Source organism: Deltaproteobacteria bacterium (assembly GCA_016875225.1).
In the GTDB taxonomy this organism is placed as follows: domain Bacteria; phylum Myxococcota_A; class UBA9160; order SZUA-336; family SZUA-336; genus VGRW01.
Genome location: VGRW01000002.1, coordinates 107,611 through 122,888, shown reverse-complemented (window position 1 = coordinate 122,888; position 15,278 = coordinate 107,611). Strand labels below are relative to the sequence as shown.

Below are 15,278 nucleotides of genomic sequence, written 5' to 3'. Positions count from 1 at the left end.
CCTCGTCTCCGGATCCGGTTCGCGGCAAGCTCCCATCGGGAAGGGCGCCGAGGCTGCGGGCGCGCGCGATGATCTCCGCGATCGGCCGCAGCATGCGCCTCGCGACCCACCAGGCGGCCAGCGCGCCGAGGCCCGCGATCAATGGCAGAGACCTGACGAGGTTTCGGCGCAGGTTCCAGTACCAGCGTTGAGCTTCGTCCAGCCCCAAGGCAACGCGGATGATCCAAGGCCCGTCGCGACGCTCGGCGACGCGGATGAGACGAGCTCCGCTCCGGCTACGCGGATGCGGCAGCTCCCAGCGGCGCACGCGCTCCTTCGCAGCATCTGCAGCGACAGGAGCCAGGCCGCGCTCCGGGACGTTCCTGCTCCGAGCGACCGCGACGCCGTCTGCCGCGAGCACTTCGATGAACAACTCCCGATCTTCTCTGTGCTGCTCCGTCGCTGCGACGATCCACGCCGCTAGCCCGTCGGTTCCGACGACCGCGCTCACCTCCGAGATCTCGTCGTCGAGCTGGCCATCGGTCTCCAGGCGCAGAGCGCGCTCGAAGCGGCTCAGCACGTAGACGTCCTGAAGGGTGACCAGTCCCGCGACGACGAAGAAGACGCCGAGAGCAACCCGCAGGCGGATGCTCGTCTTCACGGTTCTTCCGCGAGCACGTAGCCGATGCCGCGCCGGGTATGGATCAGCTTCTTCTCGAACGGGTCGTCGATCTTCCGGCGCAGGTACCGGATGTACACGTCGATCACGTTCGAGAAGCTGTCGAAGTTCATGTCCCAGACATGCTCCGAGATCATCGTCCGCGTGACGACTTCGCCCGCATGCCGCGCGAGATACTCGAGCAGCGCGAACTCCTTCGCCGTGAGCTCGAGCTTGCATCCGCCTCGCTCCACGCGACGCGCGACCAGATCGACGCGAAGATCGCCGACCTCGAGCACGCTCGGCCGCGACGTCCCGCGCCGGAGCAGAGCGCGAAGCCGCGCCAGAAGCTCGGCGAAGGCGAAGGGCTTCGGCAGGTAGTCGTCGGCGCCGGCGTCGAGCCCCCGCACGCGTTCGTCGATTGCATCGAGCGCCGTCAGCACCAACACCGGTACCGAGCGACCCGCCGCACGGAGCGCGCGGAGGACCGACAGCCCGTCCTTCTTCGGGAGCATCAGATCGAGGACGATCGCGTCGTACGGGTGCACGAGCGCGAGGTCGAGACCGGCCTGGCCATCGGCCGCGGCGTCGACCGCGAAGCCGGCCTCGGTGAGGCCACGCTCCAGAAAGCCGCGCACGCGGCGTTCGTCTTCGATCACCAGGACGCGCACTCGCGCGCGAGCTTAGCCGGTGGGCTGCCGGCCTGCCTCAGTTCGGCGCGAGCGACTCTAGGTAGGCGGCCAGGTTCGGAATCTGGGCCTTCAGGAACGGCTGCGCGGGCATCAGGCCCGAGGCGCGCTTCGGCGTGTAGCCGGGCGGGTACTCGGCGCGGAGCACGCGGGCCTCGACCAGCGCGAGCGAGCTTCCGGCGACGGCCGGGCCGATCGTTCCGTCCTTGCTCGGATCGAGGTGATGGCAGGCGGTGCAGTTCGCCACGTAGGCGCGCCGGCCGAGCTCGACCGGGTTCTCACCGACCGACGGCTGACACGCGAGACCGAGAACGCCCAGGACCACGATGGCTGCACTTGGAGTTCGCACGGCGCGCGAGCGTAGCGTATTGTGCCGGTCCTATGAATGACCTCGAAGAGGGAACGCGCGCGGAGCTCGACTTCGCGAAGCTGCGCAAGATCGCCGAGACCGGACAGGCCGTGCTGCCCGTCGTGCTTCAGCACGCCGACACCGGTGAGGTTCTCTTCATCGGCTACGCCAACCGCCTCGCACTCGCGGAGACGCTGCGGCTGCGGCAAGCAGTGCTCTGGTCCACCTCGCGAAACGAGCTCTGGCACAAGGGAGCGACTTCCGGCGACTGGCTGGATCTGGTGGACGTGCGTGTGAACTGCGAGCAGAACTCGCTTCTCTACCGGGTCCGTCCGCGCGCGGGCGTCTGTCACACGAAGTACGCGTCGGGCAAGGCGCGCCGCCAGTGCTACTACCGGGTTCTGCGCGACGAGCGCGAGCTCGCGCACCTCGAATCGTGAGCCGCTACTCCGACAGGTAGCGGATCAGCGAGCGGCGCAGGTGGCGCGGCCCGAGGATCTCCTCGATCGACCCGACCTCCTTCGCGCGCTCGACGGTGTGGATCGCGTCGAACTCGGCCGCGACTTCGGCCTGCTTCTGCAGGATCACGTCGTCGAGGATCTGATCGAGCCGCGCGCGGCGGGCCAAACGCACCGCGGGATCCGTCGCCGCGTCCACGGCGGCGCGGGCGGTCGCCACGCGCGGATCCGCGAGGGCGCGCCGGCGCACGTCGCGCGCGAAGACCACCGCAGCCGCGGCCGGCCCGCCGATCACCGACGCGTAGCTGCCCTCGAGAGCGACCGCGCGCATCGAGTCGTTCAGCTCGCGAGAGAACACCACGTAGGCGCCGCCGTGATAGCGAGTCACGACGGTGAAGACGATCCGGCCGCGGAAGCGCACGATCGCGCGCGCGATCTCCGCGCCGTACTCGAGCACGCCGCGGCGCATCGACTCCGGCGAGCCGTCGAAGCCGGACAGGTTCGCCAGGATCACGACCGGACGATTTCCGCTGGCCGCGTTCAGAGCACGCGCGACCTTCTTCGACGACTGCGGAAACAGCGTCGCCGCGCTCCACACGTCCGGTCCGTCGTTCGGCACGTAGCCGATGCGCGGAATCTGGCGGCTCTCGATCCCGATCAGCGTCACGGGATGGCCGCCGAGGTGCGCGTCCCAGATGATCGCGGTCTCGGCCGCGGACCAATCGCGACAGCGCTCCAGCCATCCGGCGTCGGCGTCGACCACCGCTCGCATCAGCGGTCGCATCGCGAAGGGTCGCTTGCGCCCGGGGTTCGCCTCTGCCGAGAAGACCTCGCCGATGCTCGAGAAGCCCTCGTCCCCCTCGTACGGAGACAGTGAGACGTCGCGATCGATCGGGTCCTGGCTCTCGAGCCTGCGCGGCGCGGACTCACCGGGCGCGACATAGCTGCAGGCGTAGTGCTCGAGCAGGATCGAATAGGCGTCGGCGAGGTCGTGCGCCTGGTGTTGCGCCTCGCCGTTCGGCCCCATGATCCGCTCGTACCCGCCGATCCCGACCTCGTCCTCCGCAGCGACGCCGCCCGAGAATTCGAGCGCCGCGCGGCCCGTGAGAACCATCGACGCGTTCGCGAGCATGATCAGGATTCCGCGCGAGCGCAGCTCCATGGTCGCCAGCGCGTCGAAGTAGCTCTGGGCGCCGACGTTGATCCCCGGCAGCACCAGGTTCACCTCGTAGCCCGCGTCGGTGAACGTGACCAGGCGCCGCACGACTCTCGCGGTGGCGTCGAGATTCTCGGTGCCGCTGTCCATCGCGATCCGCGCGCCCGCGGAGACGGCCACCCACTCCACCGGCAGGCGCTCGCGCTCGGCCAGATCGAGCGCGGCGACGATCCGGTCGCACTCGGCCGCGGTCAACGCTCCCATGTCGCGCGTCGCGTCGCTGGCGATCAGCACCCGGCGCATGCCCTCGGGGTGCTTGCGGGTGGGCGTCGAGATCACGCCGAAGACGACACCCGCGCGGTTCAGCCCTGGCGGGCGCGTCACCGGCTCTGCCCGGTCAGCGGCGAGATCGTACTCCTGGAAGCTGCCGGTACCCGTCGGAGCGCCGACGGCCACGTTTGCGCCCTCGGACGGAGCGGTGAACAGGCGTACGACCTCGTAGGGGTAGGTGAGGCCGCGCGCGCGCGCGGAGGCGACGCGCTGCGCGTAGGTCGTCGCGGGCTCGAGCTTTCGGTCATGGGGGGTGCGGATGCTCCACTCGATCCGACTTCCGGTGGGATTGCCCGCCAGCAGCTCGATCATCTGCGGCACCGCTCCCGGCGCGTCGCTGGTGTGATTCGCGAGCCGGACGATGACCTTTTCGAGGCCGAGGTGTCCCGTCTCGGGCGCGAGCCTGCGCAACGCCTCGGTGAGCAGCTGATTCGTGAGCGCGATCGGCTGACGCACGTAGACGTAGAGGCGGTTCCACTGCAGCCGATGGTCTGGATCGCGTTGGCCCTGGATCGAGCGCATGGCCTCGATCGCCTCGTGGAAGCGCTCCTCGAAGAGCGCCAGATCCGGCGAGTGCGGCACGCCGGCTCCGACGTCGTCGACCTCGGCGAAGCAGATGATGCGCTCGTCGCGATTGTCGTCGCGCGAGACGCCGTAGAAGGCGTCGATCCCGCTCCAGCCGGACGCGTCGATGCGCTCGAGCTCGAAGAGCTCGAGCCGCCAGAGCTCGAGCCGGCGCGCGTCTTCGACGTCCATGCCGAGTGACTCCGCGATCCGCGCGAGCGCCGTCGGATCCGGCGCCGCCACGTTCGTGAAGGCGATTTCCGCACGAGACTTCGGCCGGGGCCCGGTCTCGGCGTGCCGGGGACGGTCGTAGAGCAGGAAACGCGCCTGTGCGCCCAGATCCGCGACGCTCGGGGCCACCGTGCCGCGCAGGAGCGAGAGCGCGTCGAGGGCCAGCGCGAACTCGGGCCGGCGCGCGAACGTCTCGCCGCGCTCGCCGAGCCCGATCAACAGGTGCAGGAGCGCGCCGATCAGCCGGCTTCGCAGCGCCAGCGTGGTTCGCGTCGCGTACAGCCGGAGCACTGCGCGCTCGAGCGTATCCGAATGCTCGAGCGACCCGATCCCGTAGTGCGAGAGAGCCTGCTTCAGGAGCTCCAGGAAGGCGGGATCGATTCCTGCGCCGAGCACGGCGATGCGCCGCAGGTACATCGCCATTCGCGCGTCGTTGGACGGCCCGAGCTCGTCTTCGGAGATCCGCGTCGGGGAACGCGAGAAGAGCGTCTCGACGTCGGAGAAGATCTCGACCGCGCCGGCGAGCTGGGCGAGATCGGAGCGCAGAGCGTCGGAGAGCTTCGCGACCGGAGCCTCGAGCACCTCGACCAGCCGCTCCGCGCGCTCGGGGTTCACGTCGTATCCCATCAGGATGCGCCGGATCTCGCTCCGAAGCGATGCGACCGCGTTCGCGCGCACCGACGCTGGCTCGGCGCTCGCACGCTCGAAGTCGGGGCTTCCGTCCTCGGCGCGGAACAGCTCGAGCGGATCGTCCTCGACCGGGATCTCGAGCGCCTCGGAGCTTCGCGACGCGGTCACCGCGCCGGAGACCGGCTCGACCACGAGGATCACGTCGCCCGCGGAGACGCGCTCGCCCGGCCGCACGCGAACCTCGCGCACGATTCCGGCGACGGGAGCGAAGAAGGCCGTCTCGGTCTTCATCGCTTCGAAGATTCCGAGTCGCGTGCCGACCTCGACGCGCTCGCCCGGCTTCACCGCGACCTCGATCAGGAGCGCGGGCGATGGCGCACGCACCTTTCCGCCGACGTCGCAGAGCACGCGGTGCAGTCGCCCGTCGATCTCGACCCTCATCTCGACGTCGGAGCCGGAGACGAGCACTTGCGAGCGGAGGTCGCCGATCGTGAGCAGGCTCGAGTACGGACCGCGCTCGAGCAGCGAGACCTGCGCGACGCTCTTGCCCGAATGGACCCGGTACGTCCAGCCGCCGATCGCGAACACCCGCAGCCGGTACGGCTGACCGGCGTAGACGAGATCGATCTCCGCTCCAGACGACGGCGGGATCTCGCGCGGCCGACCGCGCGCCGCGGCGGCGAAGAAGTTCGCGCGCACCTTCACGCGCTCGAGCTGGTAGGTCTCGATCGCGGCCACGATCAGCGCCTCGATCGTCGGCGCGGGTGCGGCGGCCAGGCTCGTGCCGTCGAGCCACGAGGTCGTGACCCCACCGCTGCGGAACTCCGGATGCTCGAGCACGTCGAGCAGGAAGCCTTTGTTCGTCATCCCGCCCTCGACGACGACCCGGGCGTCGGAGACGGCGCGAACCAGTCGCGCGCGCGCCTCTTCGCGGGTCGCGCCGCGCGCGAGGATCTTCGCGATCATGGAATCGAACTCCGAGGGAATCGTCCCGCCCGAGGCGATGCCCGCGTCGACGCGGATCCCCGGCCCGGCCGGCAGGTCGAGGAGCGCGATCCGGCCGGGGCTAGGCGCGAACGACGCGGCGGGATCCTCGGCGCAGAGTCGGACCTCGATCGCGCAGCCGCGCTCCTCGGGCGCCTCGGCGGGCAGACGCTCGCCGCGAGCGATCCGGATCTGCGCCTTCACCAGATCGAAGTCGGTGAGGAGCTCCGTGACTCCGTGCTCCACCTGCAGTCGCGGGTTGACCTCTAGAAAGTAGAACGACTCCTCGCCACAGGCCGAGATCACGAGATACTCGCAGGTCGCTACACCCCGATAGCTCGCTTCGCGAAGCAGGCGGATCGAGGCCTCTCGGAGCTGGCGCATCAACGCGGACGAGAGTCCGGGCGGCGGCGCCTCTTCGACGACCTTCTGGTGCTTCCGCTGCACCGAGCAGTCGCGCAGTCCCAGCGCGAGCACGGTTCCGTGGCGGTCGGCCGCCATCTGCACCTCGACGTGGCGCGCGCCCGTGATCGTCTTCTCGACGAAGAGAGTTCCGTCGCCGAACGCGTTGGCCGCCTCGGCCTGCGCACTGTCGAACGCGGCGTGCAGATCGTCGCCGTCGCGAAGCATGCGGATTCCGCGGCCGCCGCCACCCGCGGTCGCCTTCAGCATCACCGGAAAGCCGATGCGCTTGGCCAGGTCGGGAAGCTCGAGCCGCTGCACGGGTCCGCCGCTCCAAGGAGACACCGGCACGCGGGCCGCCTCGGCGATGAGCTTGCTCGTGATCTTGTCGCCGAGCCGTCGCATCGTCTCGGCGGAGGGCCCCAGGAACTCGATCCCGGCGGCCTCGAGCTTCTCGACGAAGCTCGGATCCTCGGCCAGGAATCCCCAGCCCGGCCAGACTGCGTCGGCGCGGGTCGCGCGCAGCGCCGCCAGCACCCGGTCGTGATCGAGATAGGCCGGGCGCATCGCTCCGTTCGACGCCGCGCGGAGCGCAGGCCCGAGCGAGAGAGACTCGTCGGCCTCGCGGACGAACGGCGCGGCCGCGTCGGGCTCCGTGTAGAGCGCTATTCCGACGAGGCTGCTGCCCTCTTCGGCGCGGAGCTCGCGAATCGCGCGCAGCGCACGAGTCGCGGCTTCGCCTCGATTCAGGATCGCAATTCGTCGGATCTCGCTACCCAACGGTCATACTCGTCGTCGCGATGGTAGCAGAGCAGGCTCGCGGTGAGCGTGCGAGCGTCAGCTCCTCGCCGAGAGCGTTCCCGGGAAGACCTTGGCGAAGCCGAGGAAGCAGATGAAGAAGAGTCCGACGAAGCCCGCCGCGATGCCGAGCTCGACCGCGCCGAACGGCGTGACCGCGGCGCCCGCCAGCACGGCCTTCGCCGGGATCAGCGACGGCGTGACCAGGATGTAGCGCTCCAGGTAGAAGCCGAGCAGCGAGCCGACGGCGACCGTCCCGAGGATCGCGGGAGTCTTCTTCGGTTGCGCGCCCAGCAGAACCCAGAACGGAATCACCCAGATCAGGAACCAGGCGGCGAGCGTCACGTGCACGTACGGCTCGGCCAGCCGCGTGAAGTAGCCTGCGAAGTACCAGGTGTCCTGCAGGAACTCGCTGCCGAGGCGGTTCACGATGAAGCCGGTCTCTTCGGGGATGTTCGCGTACCAGATCACGAAGTACTGCGACCAGAACAGGTACATCCAGAAGATCGAGAACGCGAAGACCATCTTGCCCAGGTCGTGGATTCGCGAGGTCGTGATCTGGCCCGAGAGCGCGCTCGAGTTGCGCATGACCAGGCAGATCACCGTGGTCATCGAGATCGCCGACAGGAACCCGCCCCAGGCGTAGTACGCCGGGAACATCGTGCTCACCCACTCGGCGGCGAGCGACATGATCATGTCGATGCCGATCAGCGAGTAACAGATCGCGTACGACAGGGCGAGCACCGCCGCGAGCTTGCGCGCGCGCCGCGTCGCTATCTCTCGCTCGCGCTCCTCGCCGCGCCAGCCGGCGGTCCAGCGCTGGTAGATCGCGCCGCGCAGCCCTGTCGCGGTCTCTCGCGCGCGCCCGAGCATCGGGCGGATCGACAGGTACTGGTAGAAGATCGAGACGAACGTGATCCAGAGCAGCGCGATCACGTCGCGCGTGAATGTGAACGACGGCTCGAACCAGAACTCCTTGCCGTGGATCGGGTGCTCGACCCACTCGAAGAGATGATGGCGGCCGAAGTAGATCACCGAGAAGAGCAGGAGCGACGCCGGAAGGTACGCGCCCATCGAGTCCGCGACGCGCTGGATCGGCCCCTGCCAGTTGGCGTTGGTGAGCCGCATTCCCGCCGAGAGCACGAGCGCGCCGTTCGAGAGCACCGCCCAGAGCAGCCAGTTGTGCAGGAACACGCGATAGGTGCGATTGGCCAGCTCTGCGTCGGAGCTCGCCACGCCGAAGATCAGCGTGACCGCGCCGACGACGACGAGCGCGCCGAAGATGGCGGCGGGGACCTTGGGCAGGGATCCGGGTGTCGCGACGTCGTGGCTCACGGCTGGGGGGCCCCTTTGATCAGCGTGCGCAGGTAGTTGACGATGTGCCAGCGATCCTGTTCGGGGATCTGCGGATAGCCGGGCATGTTGGGCTTCCCGTACCAGATCTTGTAGAAGATCATCCCGTCGGTGTAGGCGGGAATGCCGGCCAGCGGGAAGACCACCGCGCCGTTCTGCATCAGCTTCAGGATCACCGGATTCTGCGGACCCGGAATCGAGAGTCCGTCGGTGCCGTGGCAGACGACGCAGTTGATCTCGTACTGATCCTTGCCGCGCGCGATCGACTCCGGAGTGGCCGCGATCGGATTCGCGAGCACCCGCCCCTCCGGCGCCATCAGCGGCATCGCGTAGTCCGCGGGCAGACGCGGCGCCATGCCGCCGGCCGGAATGGTTCCGTCGGGCGGAAGCCGCGGAGCCTCCTCGAGCGCCTGCACTGCCGGCCCGTCCTTCATCTGGGTGAACCAGTGCTTGTCGACCTGCTCCCAGCAGCCGGACGCGACCAGCGCCGCGGCCAGCGCCGCGAGTGCCTTAGCTCTCGACAACACGCACCTCCGTCGAGCCGCTGCGCCTCAGCAGCTCCTGCGCGCGCGCGATCTGATCGCCGTGGCACGAGACCACGCAGCCGAAGAGATCGCCCGAGAAGCCGGGCTGGTAGGCATCGTGCCCCTTGCGCGCTCGCCACAGACCGAAGAAGAGCAGTGAGAGCACGGTGAAGAGACCACCGAGCAGGATGTTCATCTCGAAGCCCACGATCGCGTACGCGGGAATCGACGCGAACGGCTTGCCGCCGATCACCAGCGGCCACTCGTACGCGGTCCAGATCTGCAGGAAGTAGCCGAACGACACTCCCGTCAGGCAGCCGATCAGCGTGTACAGACGAACCATCGACGGGCCACGATCGAGCGCCTCCTCGATCCCGTGACTCGGGACCGGCGAGTAGACCTCGAGCGCGTCGAAGCCCGCCGACTTCAGCGCGTGGATCGCCGAGATCGTCTCGTCGGGCGTCTTCAGGACTCCTAGCACCTGCGCCATCAGTGATGTCCCTTCTCGCTCCGGCCCTCGTACCAGAGTTCCTTCACTTCCTGGATCGCGATCACGGGCGCGAGCCGCAGGAAGATCAGGAACATGGTGAGGAACAGCGCGAAGCTCGCGACGAGGATCGTGAGTTCGACGACACTCGGGACGTAGTAACCCCAGGCGGCCGGATCGTACTCGTGCGAGAGCCCGGTCATGATGATGACGTAGCGCTCGAACCACATTCCGATGTTGATGAAGATCGAGGTGACCCACATCCAGGCGACGTTCGTGCGGCACCACTTGAACCAGAGCGGCAGCGGAGAGAGCACGTTGCAGCTGATCATGATCCAGGTCGAGGTCCAGTGGTAACCGAAGCCGCGGAACCAGAACGACATCTGCTCGTACGGGTTCGCGCTGTACCACGCCATGAAGTACTCCATGCCGTAGGCGTACCCGACGATCGACGACGTGAGCAGGATCAGCTTGCCCATGTTGTCGAAGTGGTCCTTGCGCAGGTAGGCCTCGAGCCCGAAGGCCTTGCGCACCGGCACGAGCACGGTGATGACCATGGCGACGCCGGAGAAGATCGCGCCGGCGACGAAGTACGGCGCGAAGATCGTCGTGTGCCAGCCCGGCACCAGCGACGTGGCGAAATCCCAGGACACGACGCTGTGCACCGAGAGGACCAGCGGCGTCGCCAGACCCGACAGGTGCAGCACCGCGCGCGACCAGTGCCGCCACTGCTCCGACGATCCGCGCCAGCCGAGCGCGGCCACGCGGTACAGGTGCCGCCGCCAGTCGCGCACGCGGTCGCGGGCCGCGGCCAGGTCCGGCACCAGCCCGACCAGGAAGAACATGATCGACGTGATCATGTACGTGTTGATCGCGAACAGATCCCAGACGAGCGGGGACTTGAAGTTCACCCAGAGCCCGCGCTGATTCGGGTACGGCACCATGAAATAGAACTTGTAGACGCGGCCGATGTGGATCAGCGGGAACATCGCCGCGATCAGAACCGCGAAGACGGTCATCGACTCCGCGCCGCGGTTCACCGCGTTTCGCCACTTGGCGCGGAACAGGAACAGGATCGCCGAGATCAGCGTTCCCGCGTGCGCGATGCCGACCCAGAACACGAAGGTCGTGATGTACACGCCCCACATGACCGGGTGGGTCAGGCCGGTCGGCCCCAGTCCCCAGTAGGTCTGGTACAGGAACGCGACCACGCCCACTCCGACGAGGGTCGCGCAGAAGAGCACGCCCAGGACGTAGAGCGGAGTGGGTGGCTCCAGAACGCGCAGGATGTCGTCGTTGATCTGGTCCGGGGTCTGCGGAACGGGTTCGGTGATCGCCGCCATGGGTGCTTACGCCTCTTCCACGCGCCGGATCGACATCAGATAGGAGACCGCGGGTCGCGTATACAGGTGTTCCAGGATCCGGTAGGCGCGCGGGATGGTGCGCAGCTTCGCCACGGCCGATTCGGGTTCGCGCAGGTTGCCGAAGGTGATCGCGTTCGATGGACAGACCTGGGCGCAGGCCACGGTGAACTCGCCCTCGTGGACGTCGCGACCCTCGCGCCGCGCGACGTCCTTCGCGCCGTTGATGCGCTGCACGCAGAAGGTGCACTTCTCCATCACGCCCTTGGCGCGAACCATCACGTCCGGGTTCAACGCCAGGTTCTCGGGCTCCGGCTGGTACCAGTCGTAGGACCAGAGGTTGAAGCGACGCGCCTTGTACGGGCAGTTGTTGCTACAGAACCGCGTGCCGATGCAGCGGTTGGGCACCATCACGTTCAGACCTTCCGCGCTGTGGTAGGTCGCCAGCGCCGGACAGACGCTCTCGCACGGAGCCGCGCCGCAGTGCTGGCAGAGCATTGGCGTGTGCCGGACGTCGACCTCGCCCTCGCCGACTTGCTCGACGTACCGCTCGATGCGGATCCAGTGCATCTCGCGCCCGACTCGCACGTTCGTGGGGCCGACCACGGGCGTGTTGTTCTCGGTGATGCACGCGGCCATGCAGGCGTTGCAGCCGGTGCACGCGTCCTGGTCGATCGACATGCCCCAGCGGTACGGACTCGTCTCGTGCGCGTCCGCTGCCACGTCGTACTCGCGGATCATCAGGTGCTCGGCGTCGCCCTGCCACGGCATCGCCGCCTCGTGGCCGGCCTCGGCCTTCTTCGCGTGCCCGCCGCCGTGGCTCTTCCGGCCCCAGGGCTCGAGCTCCGGAAGCGCCGCGAGCCCGACCGCCTTGCCGAAGCCGCGGTCTTCTTGATCGAACGTGATCTGCGCGCGCGTGACGTTGGCGCGGACCTTCGTGTTCTTGATCGAGGCACGCGTCGAGAGCCAGGCGAGCGCGCCGCTCTCGGAATCGAGGCGGCCCGGAATCAGCTCGAACGCGTTCACGCCGATCACGTCGCGACCCCAGGTGCCCTGTCCTGAGAGCGGGGCCTCGGGATCGCGCGGGAGCGTGCCGCGTCCGACCTGGATCGCGACCACGCCGGGGCGGATCGCCGTGTGCGGGAACGCGGTGATCTCGACCTCTCCGCCTTCGGTGGTGACGGAGAGCACGTCGCCGAGCTCGATGCCGAGCGCGCTTGCGGTCTCGGGGTGCAGCTCCGCGTAGCTGCCCCACATCGTCTTGGTGACCGGGTCGGGAATCTCGTGCAGCGCCTGCACGCGCGTGAGTCGGCCGTCGAAGAGATGGTGCGACGGGTAGACCACGAGCACCGGGTCCGCGCCGTTGCCAATGAGCGCGGCCGGCTCGAAGTCGATCGAGCCCGCGCCGGACGCGACACCGATCGGCGTCGCTGCGACGCTCTGCCGCTCTCCGCCGACGGCCAGCGCCGCCTCGAAGCTGGCTCGCCCGCCCCAGGCGGCGCTGAGCTGATCGCGCAGGCCGCCCTCGGGAACCGTCGCGCCGAGCGCGCGTGCCGCGTCGAGCAGAACCTCGACGGTCGCGCGCGTGTCGAAGAGCGGACGCACGGCGGGCTGCTGCAGCTGCCGGATGCCGCGCACCGGCTCGGCATCGCCCCATGCTTCGTACGCGGTGTGGTCGGGCAGGATCAGGTCGGCGAGCGCCGAGGTCTCGTCGGGGGCGCTGGCGAAGCTGACCGTGAAGACCTTTCCCGACGCGATCGCGTCGGCGAGCCCGACTTGCGGCGCGGTGAGCGCCGGGTTCGTGTCGTGCACCAGCAGGACGCCGATCTCGCCGCCGCGCATCCGTCCGGCGAGCTCGGAGAGATCCTGGAAGCGCGCGAGCCGGCCGACGTTGTGGTCCGCGCCGAAGACCAGCGTCTTGCCCACGGCTCCGGAGACCGCGTTCAGGATCTGCACCGCCGCGGCGAAGCGCGCCGCGTTGGTCCCCTGCAGCTCCACGCCCGGCGGGAGCGCGAGCGGCGCCGACGCGGCGGCGATGCGCTCGGCGAGCTTCGAGAGGACGGGCGCGGCGATCCCCGTGCGGTCCGCGACGGAGGCGGCGGAGTACTTGGAGAACACGCCGCGCAGCGCGTCGGGCGCTGAGCCGCGGATCTTCGCCACCTCGCTCGCGAGCGCGATCGCGACGAGCACCTCGGTGCCCGGCGTCGGCGCCAGCCACTGATCGGTGTTGCCGCCGGTGAGACCGAGTCGCGGGCCGACGAAGCTCGCGAAGCCCTTGCCTTCGGCGCGGGCCTCCGAGTAGGCGATCTGGTTGGCGAGCGGCGAGAGCCAGGTCTCGAGGAAGTCGGTGCCGAAGGCGATCAGAACGTCGGCTTCGCCGATCCGGAACTGCGGCACCGCGCGAGTTCCGAAGACCAGCTCGTTGGCGCGGCGCAGCGCCTCGTGGGCGTACGGCTCGAAGCGCAGCCGCTGGCCGGCGGAGCCGATCGCCGCGAGTGCCTGATCGATCAGCGCATCGCGCGTCCCCGTCTCGTGTCCACCGAGGAAGAAGGCCTTGCCGGGATTCGCGCGCAGCGCATCGACCAGCAGCGTCGCGCCCTCCTCCCAGGTCACGGCGACGTGGGAGCTCGAGCCGTCGGGGTCGACCACGCGCTTCATCGGGCCCTTGAAGCGGCCGTGGTCGTAGGTCTGCATCAGGCCGAGCTCGCCGCGCACGCAGACGCGGCCGCGCGAGAGCGGATCTTCCGGATTTCCCTCGATCTTGATCGGCCGGCCTTCGCGCGTCTTCACGCGCACCGAGCAGGCCGCCGGGCACGCTCTGCAAGTGCTGTTGTACCAGGTCGCGAGCCCCGGAATCACTTCCGTGGGCTGATTCAGGTACGGGATGATCTTCTGGATCGGCTCGTTGCACGCGACGGTCGCCGCAGCGCCCGCGGTCATGCCCACGATCTTCAGGAAGTCTCGGCGATCGATCTCCGGCATGGTGTGTCTCGGTCCCCGGTTCTTCTAGTAGTGGCAGGCCGCGCAGTCGTCGGACCCGCCGCGCTCGAGGTGGCACTCCATGCACCAGCCCATCTCGAGCTTCTGCGAGGGAGTCCACAGACTGCGCCTGGTGAACTGCATCTGCGGCACGAGATAGACGCGCTTCATGTTCTGGACCTCGCCATGACACTCCTGGCACGCGACGCCCGCGTTCACGTGACGCATGTGCTTGAACTGCACGTGGTCCGGAAGATCGTGGATCCGGATCCAGGGGATCGACTCGCCCTTCGCGGCGAACTCCTGGATCTTGGCGATCTCTTCCGCCGATCCCTCGGTTCGTCCGACCTTCACGTGGTTGTGACAGCCGAGGCAGGTGGAGACCGGAGGCACGGTCGCGTGCTGGCCGCGCGCTGCGGGGCCGTGGCAGTAGAGACACTGCATGCCGAGATTTCCCGCCTCGACCGAGCCGGCGTGGATCTCGTGGTTGAACGCGATCGGCTGTTCGGGGCCGGTCTGCTCCTCAGGCGTGTATTCGTAGAGGCCCGCCGCGGTCGCGGTGAGCACGGACGCACAAATTCCGACGAGACAGAGCCCGATGAGGGTTCGCTTCCGCGGTTCCATGTTGCGGGCGCATAGTTACCCGCGCCGCACAGGCGGGTCAAGCCTGCGCACAGGCCGGAATCGTCCATGCATCAAATCGCTGCGAGGCTGGAATCGGTCCTCAGACCGGGGCGAATCGAAGCATCGCGAACGGGCCGAACGCGGGATCCTCGCGATAGGAGATCACGCGCGCGACGCCGCAGAAATCGAAGCCGAGCGCCGCGTCGTCGCGGGGTTCGCGCCCCAGAAGAAGCTGGACCAGGTACGCGAGCAGCCCTCCGTGCGAGACGACCAGCGCGCGCGCACTTTCGTCGAAGAGAAGCGCCTGGCACAACGCCTGAGCTTCGCGCGCCCGCGCGAGGAAGGCCGCGCGGCTTTCGCCCCCGGGCGCGGTGAAGCCGGAAGCCGAGAGCCGCGCCAGCACCGTGCGGCCCAGACGGAAGTCGTCGGGCCAGCGGCGCAGGGCTTCCCCGTGATCGACGCCGTCGAGCCGCCCGAGCGCGCCCTCGGCGAGGCAGTCGTGCGTGCGGAGAGCGATCCCTCGACCGCGAACGAGAATCCCGGCCGTCTCCTTGGCGCGGCGCAGCGGCGACACCAGACAGACGTCGAAGGGCCTCTCGCGAAGCGAATGGGCGAGCGCGGCTGCTTGCGCCCGGCCCTCCTCCGACAGGCCGTGGTCGCCGTAGCGTCGCGCGTGCAGCTCCTCGGTCGCGCCGTGCCGGACGAGCAGAAGCTCCAAAGCG

The 15,278-nt window shown here is 68.8% G+C and carries 12 protein-coding genes; 1 reads left to right on the top strand and 11 read right to left on the bottom strand.

Going from position 1 to position 15,278, the window contains the following annotated elements; all coding sequences use genetic code 11:
- The 3 genes from FJ108_01235 to FJ108_01225 form a co-directional block, all read right to left on the bottom strand.
- A partial coding sequence (locus FJ108_01235) for a HAMP domain-containing protein (protein MBM4334523.1) occupies positions 1-640 on the bottom strand: 640 nt, incomplete at its 3' end.
- Positions 637-1,308: a response regulator gene (locus tag FJ108_01230; GenBank protein ID MBM4334522.1), complete on the bottom strand. Its 672-nt coding sequence runs from the start codon at positions 1,306-1,308 to the stop codon at positions 637-639. The genes FJ108_01235 and FJ108_01230, both read right to left, overlap by 4 nt.
- Positions 1,309-1,345: 37 nt before the next feature.
- Positions 1,346-1,645: a cytochrome c gene (locus FJ108_01225; GenBank protein ID MBM4334521.1), complete on the bottom strand. Its 300-nt coding sequence runs from the start codon at positions 1,643-1,645 to the stop codon at positions 1,346-1,348.
- A gap of 62 nt (positions 1,646-1,707) precedes the next feature.
- On the opposite strand from FJ108_01225, the gene FJ108_01220 reads away from it, so the two are divergent.
- Entirely contained in the window at positions 1,708-2,115 is a 408-nt protein-coding gene (locus tag FJ108_01220; protein ID MBM4334520.1) for a phosphoribosyl-AMP cyclohydrolase, read from the top strand.
- A 4-nt stretch (positions 2,116-2,119) separates the two neighbouring features.
- On the opposite strand, the gene FJ108_01215 is transcribed toward FJ108_01220, so the two are convergent.
- The 8 genes from FJ108_01215 to FJ108_01180 all read right to left on the bottom strand — a co-directional run bounded on the left by FJ108_01215 (position 2,120) and on the right by FJ108_01180 (position 15,274).
- Positions 2,120-7,210, bottom strand: a complete 5,091-nt coding sequence (locus FJ108_01215) for an ATP-grasp domain-containing protein (GenBank protein MBM4334519.1) — start codon at positions 7,208-7,210, stop codon at positions 2,120-2,122.
- Between the two features lie 57 nt (positions 7,211-7,267).
- Positions 7,268-8,563 carry a hypothetical protein gene (locus tag FJ108_01210; protein ID MBM4334518.1) on the bottom strand — a complete coding sequence of 432 codons (1,296 nt, stop codon included), beginning with the start codon at positions 8,561-8,563 and terminating at the stop codon, positions 7,268-7,270.
- Complete coding sequence (locus tag FJ108_01205) at positions 8,560-9,105, bottom strand: c-type cytochrome (GenBank protein MBM4334517.1); 546 nt, start codon at positions 9,103-9,105, stop codon at positions 8,560-8,562. Before FJ108_01205 ends, FJ108_01210 begins: the two co-directional genes overlap by 4 nt.
- The gene (locus FJ108_01200) at positions 9,092-9,595 is read right to left on the bottom strand and encodes a DUF3341 domain-containing protein (protein MBM4334516.1); all 504 of its coding nucleotides are present in this window, start codon (positions 9,593-9,595) and stop codon (positions 9,092-9,094) included. The genes FJ108_01205 and FJ108_01200 overlap by 14 nt, the downstream gene beginning before the upstream one ends.
- Complete coding sequence (locus FJ108_01195; protein ID MBM4334515.1) at positions 9,595-10,935, bottom strand: hydrogenase; 1,341 nt, start codon at positions 10,933-10,935, stop codon at positions 9,595-9,597. Before FJ108_01195 ends, FJ108_01200 begins: the two co-directional genes overlap by 1 nt.
- A 6-nt stretch (positions 10,936-10,941) precedes the next feature.
- Positions 10,942-13,935, bottom strand: a complete 2,994-nt coding sequence (locus FJ108_01190; GenBank protein MBM4334514.1) for a 4Fe-4S dicluster domain-containing protein — start codon at positions 13,933-13,935, stop codon at positions 10,942-10,944.
- 24 nt (positions 13,936-13,959) lie between these two features.
- On the bottom strand, positions 13,960-14,556 hold the full coding sequence (locus tag FJ108_01185) for a cytochrome c3 family protein (protein ID MBM4334513.1): 597 nt from the start codon (positions 14,554-14,556) through the stop codon (positions 13,960-13,962).
- A 100-nt stretch (positions 14,557-14,656) separates the two neighbouring features.
- The gene (locus FJ108_01180; protein MBM4334512.1) at positions 14,657-15,274 is read right to left on the bottom strand and encodes a histidine phosphatase family protein; all 618 of its coding nucleotides are present in this window, start codon (positions 15,272-15,274) and stop codon (positions 14,657-14,659) included.
- Positions 15,275-15,278 lie beyond the last annotated feature (4 nt).

Coding starts and splice junctions, on each gene's coding strand:
- FJ108_01185 (MBM4334513.1), bottom strand. CDS start 14,556: ATGGAACCGCGGAAGCGAACCCTCATCGGGCTCTGTCTCGTCGGAATT.
- FJ108_01200 (MBM4334516.1), bottom strand. CDS start 9,595: ATGGCGCAGGTGCTAGGAGTCCTGAAGACGCCCGACGAGACGATCTCG.
- FJ108_01190 (MBM4334514.1), bottom strand. CDS start 13,935: ATGCCGGAGATCGATCGCCGAGACTTCCTGAAGATCGTGGGCATGACC.
- FJ108_01220 (MBM4334520.1), top strand. CDS start 1,708: ATGAATGACCTCGAAGAGGGAACGCGCGCGGAGCTCGACTTCGCGAAG.
- FJ108_01195 (MBM4334515.1), bottom strand. CDS start 10,935: ATGGCGGCGATCACCGAACCCGTTCCGCAGACCCCGGACCAGATCAAC.